Consider the following 4013-nt stretch of genomic DNA (forward strand, 5'->3'; position numbering starts at 1 on the left):
CGCGATGCGCGACGAGCGCGGCGAGGCACAGACGCTCCTCCTCTCCGTCGCGGAGTTGTTCGTGCGGGGCGCGAAGGTCGACTGGGCGGCCGTGCTCCCCGAGGGCGCCACCAACGCCCACGTGGACCTGCCGACGTACGCCTTCGACCACCGTCACTACTGGCTGCGGACCGCCCCCGCCACCGACGCCGCCGCCCTCGGCCAGAGCACGGCGAACCACCCGCTGCTCGGCGCGGTGGTGCCATTGCCGCAGTCGGACGGGTTGGTCTTCACCTCCCGGCTGTCCCTGCGCACCCACCCCTGGCTGGCCGACCACACCGTCGGCGGAGCGTTCGCCGTGCCCGGCGCCGGGCTGGTCGAGCTGGCCGTACGGGCCGGTGACGAGGTCGGCCGCAGTGCGGTGGAGGAACTGGTGATCGACACTCCGCTCATCGTGCCCGAGCAGGGCGGTGTGCGGGTGCAGATCACGGTCGAGGCACCTGACGCCGAGGGCCGTCGCCCGCTGGCAGTCCACTCCGTACGAGAGGACGCCGTCGGCGAGATCGGCGCCGCCGGCTGGACCCGGCACGCCACCGGCAGCCTCGGCGATACCGGCACCGCGCCTACCGTCACCGCGACCGATGCCTTCGATTTCACCGCCTGGCCGCCGCCCGGCGCGCAGGCGGAGGACCTGACCGGCGTGGACGAGCGGCTGCTCCGGCACGGCTACGAGTACGGCCCGGCCTTCCAGGGCCTGCGAGCGGTGTGGCGGCGCGGCGACGAACTGTTCGCCGAGGTGACCCTGCCGGACGGACAGCGGGACGCGGCGGCCCGGTTCGGCATCCACCCGGCACTGCTGGAAACCGCCCTGCAGCCGGCACTCCTGGATGCGTCGGCGACCGACGACACCCAGGTCTGGCAGCCGCTGGAATGGAGTCGGCTGATGCTGCACGCGGAGGGCGCCACGACATTGCGCGTGCGCCTGGCACGGTCCGCCTCCGGTGCCCTGGCGGTCCAGGCCGCCGACGAGGCCGGTGGCCCGGTCGTCACGGCGGAGGCCGTCACGCTACGACCGGTCCCGGCCGAGCAACTGTCGAACGCTCCCGCCACCGGTGCCGACGACGCGCTGTTCCGGGTGGAGTGGAGTCAACTGCCCTCCGTGCCGGGGGCGCTGCGCGTGCCCGAACCCGGCTCCGGTGTCGCCGCGGGGGTGCGGACGGTCGAGGCCCGCACCGGCGGGGACGACGACACGCCTGTGGTGCTGGTGGGCCGGGTACTGGCGGCCGTACAGGAGTGGCTGGCGGACGAGGATGCCGAGGACGGCCGACTGGTCGTGCTGACCCGGGGAGCAGTGCCCGCCGGTGGTGAGCAGGAGGTCACCGACCCCGGTGGCGCTGCCGTCTGGGGCTTGGTACGGGCCGCGCAGGCGGAGAACCCCGACCGGATCGTCCTCGTCGACACCGACACCGATGCCGATGCCGATGCAGGTATCGGCACCGGTGTCACCATGGACCGGGCCGCCCTCGATGCCGTACTGGCGACCGGTGAGCCGCAGGTCGCCCTGCGGGGCGGGGCGCTGTACGTGCCCCGTCTCGCCCGTCTGGCCCCGGCCGGCTCCGCCGAACCGGTACTGGACCCCGAGGGCACGGTCCTGATCACCGGCGGTACCGGAACGCTCGGTGCCGAGGTCGCCCGGCACCTGGTCGAGCGGCACGGCGTACGCCGTCTCGTGCTGGCCGGCCGACGCGGTCCCGACGCCGAGGGCGCGGCCGGGCTCGTCACCGAACTCGAGGAACGGGGTGCCGCCGTGTCGGTCGTCGCGTGCGACGTCACCGACCGCGACGCGGTCGCCGCGCTCCTCGCCGCCGTACCGGACGCGCATCCGCTGACCGGTGTCGTCCACGCGGCACGTGTCTTCGACGCCGGGATGATCGGCGAGATGGACCAGGACCGGCTGGCCCGGGTCTTCGCCCCGAAGGTGACGGCCGTGAGGCACCTGGACGAACTGACCCGTGAACTCGCGCCGAACCTGGCCGCTTTCATCATGCTGTCGTCCGCCTCCTCGGTCTTCCTGGGCGCGGGCACCGGCGGCTACGCGGCGGCCAACGCCTGGCTCGACGCGGTCGCCCACCGGCGCCGGGCGGCCGGTCTGCCCGCCGTCTCACTGGCCTGGGGCCCGTGGGAGGCGGCGACCGGCCAGGACCCGGCCACCGGGGAGGCGGTACCGAACCGGACCGCCCGGCGCGGCGGAGTGGTACCGCTCACGCCCGCGGAGGGGATGGAACTGCTCGACGCGGCGCTGCCGACCGGCGAGGCCCTGGTGGTGCCCGTCCGCCTCGACCTGCGGGCACTGCGCGCCGACGCCGCACTGGGCGCGGGTGTCGCACCTCTGCTCCGGGGCCTGGTACGAGCCGGCCGGCGGGCCGCCCGGACCGGTGCCGGGGACTCCGGAGGACTCGCCCGCAAGCTGGCCACGCTGTCCCCGGCCGAGCGGGATGCCCTGCTGCTGGGGCTGGTGCAGGGCCAGGTGGCGACCGTGCTCGGCCACACCGGGGCGGACCAGGTCAGGGCGGAGACGGCGTTCAAGGACGCCGGCTTCGACTCCCTCACCTCCGTCGAACTGCGCAACCGGCTCCGCGAGGCCACCGGCCTCAACCTGCCCGCCACCGCCGTCTTCGACTACCCGTCCCCGCTCGCCCTCGCCCGCTATCTGCACGACCGGCTGGCCCCGGGCGACGGCCAGGACACTCCGGCCACGCACCCCCTGCTCGCCGAACTCAGCAAACTGGAAGCACTGTTGGCCGACACGGTCGCCGACGAAGCCGGCCGCGCCCAGGTCGGCACCCGGCTCCAGGGCCTCCTGACCACCTGGTCCACGGCGGCCGTCACCGAGCAGGACGCCGAGGCCAACGAGGACTTCGAATCCGCCTCCGACGACGAACTGTTCGAACTCATCGACACCGAGTTCGGCCACTGACCCACCGACCCACCAACTCAATGGCCCACCAGTCACACCAGTCACACCAGCCACCTGACGCTTTAGCCCCACTAGGAGCTGACCCGCAATGGCGGATGAGAGCAAGCTTCGCGACTACCTCAAGCGCGTACTCGCCGACGCGCGCCGCTCCCAGCAGCGCGTCCGTGAACTTGAGGCCGAGAAGGCGGAGCCGATCGCGATCGTGGGCATGGCGTGCCGGCTGCCTGGCGGGGTGACCGGCCCCGACGACCTGTGGCGGCTCGTCCGCGAACGCGGCGACGGCGTCTCGGAGTTCCCGACCGACCGGGGCTGGGACCTGGAGGCACTGTTCGACACCGATCCTGACAAGACCGGCAAGTCCTACGTCGACCAGGGCGGCTTCCTGCACGAGGCGGCCCTGTTCGACGCGGGCCTGTTCGGCATCGCCCCGCGTGAGGCGGTGGCGATGGACCCGCAGCAGCGGCTCCTCCTCGAAATGTCCTGGGAGGCGCTGGAGCGGGCCGGCCTCGACGCGCTGACGCTCAAGGGCTCCGACGTCGGTGTCTTCGTGGGCGTCATCAACGAGGGCTACGCGACCGGCGGCCCGGTCCCGCCGGAGCTGGAGGGCTTCACCGGCACCGGTACCACCGGAAGCGTCGCCTCGGGCCGCATCTCGTACGTCCTCGGCCTCGAAGGCCCCGCGGTGACCGTGGACACCGCCTGCTCGTCCTCCCTGGTCGCCATGCACCTGGCGGCCCAGGCGCTGCGGCGCGGGGAGTGCTCCATGGCACTGGCCGGCGGCGCGACCGTCATGGCAGGACCCGGCATGTTCATGCAGTTCTCGCGGCAGCGGGCACTGGCCGCCGACGGGCGCTGCAAGTCGTACGCCGACGCGGCCGACGGGACGAGCTGGGCCGAGGGCGCGGGTGTGGTCGTCCTGGAGCGGCTGTCCGACGCCCGCCGCAACGGCCACCGGGTGCTGGCCGTCGTCCGCGCGTCCGCCGTCAACCAGGACGGCGCCTCCAACGGCCTGACCGCGCCGAACGGCCCTTCCCAGCAGCGCGTGATCCGCAAGGCG

General features: G+C 73.7%; 2 protein-coding genes. Both read left to right on the forward strand.

Annotation, left to right across the window (positions count from 1 at the left end; translation table 11 throughout):
- A partial coding sequence (locus ABEB00_RS21210) for a type I polyketide synthase (RefSeq protein WP_345621528.1) occupies window positions 1–2956 on the forward strand: 2956 nt, incomplete at its 5' end.
- A gap of 88 nt (window positions 2957–3044) precedes the next feature.
- Window positions 3045–4013, forward strand: a 969-nt coding sequence (locus ABEB00_RS21215) for a beta-ketoacyl synthase N-terminal-like domain-containing protein (protein ID WP_345621529.1), incomplete at its 3' end; no start/stop codon positions are given.

It is taken from the genome of Streptomyces ziwulingensis (assembly GCF_039542605.1).
In the GTDB taxonomy this organism is placed as follows: Bacteria; Actinomycetota; Actinomycetes; order Streptomycetales; family Streptomycetaceae; genus Streptomyces; species Streptomyces ziwulingensis.